Consider the following 630-nt stretch of genomic DNA (forward strand, 5'->3'; position numbering starts at 1 on the left):
TTATACCATCAATCTGACCCATAAGAATATTTCTAGCAAGCATTCTCCTAGAATAAGCTTTCTTACCTGGAGTATCCGCATATTTAGAATGCAAATCACCAAAATCATACCGACTAACCAATTCCTCAATAAAAAAACAAATATGATTATCTGGAATAAAGTCCCTCAAATTCAAAGGAAGTAAAAACACCTGACCAATACTATCTTCATGCAAAACCATAAACACCAACTCAACAAAAACTAAAAAACACTAATAATATATTACACCCCATAATATTTAAAACTAAGCATAACTAAAAAGAATCAAAAAATAATTATTGCACAGCCAAAATATATTTTTATAAGATAATCATAATTATCGAAGGAAACATATAAAATGAGAGTAATGGAAAACATGATAATAAATAAATGCTTAAAAGAATCTAAAAAAGAAAATATTAAAAAAAAGAAGCTGAAAAACAAAAATTGAACATAGTGTCAAGACAAGTTAATATTTGAGATAAGTTTATTTATTATTAAGTTATATATAATATACATGTCAAGGCGAAGTTTTGAGTTTAATGAGGATGATGAAAAATTTTTAATAGGCTTTGTTAAAAATTCGAAGGAAACATTAAGAGCATTTGTACT

Annotated in this window: 1 pseudogene; it reads right to left on the minus strand. The window is 26.0% G+C overall.

The annotated features are described in order from the left end of the window. Positions 1–220 (minus strand): annotated as a pseudogene (locus MBFIL_RS05075) (hypothetical protein); the annotation flags it as partial. Between the last annotated feature and the right edge of the window lie 410 nt (positions 221–630).

It is taken from the genome of Methanobrevibacter filiformis, from assembly GCF_001639265.1.
Taxonomy (GTDB): domain Archaea; phylum Methanobacteriota; class Methanobacteria; order Methanobacteriales; family Methanobacteriaceae; genus Methanacia; species Methanacia filiformis.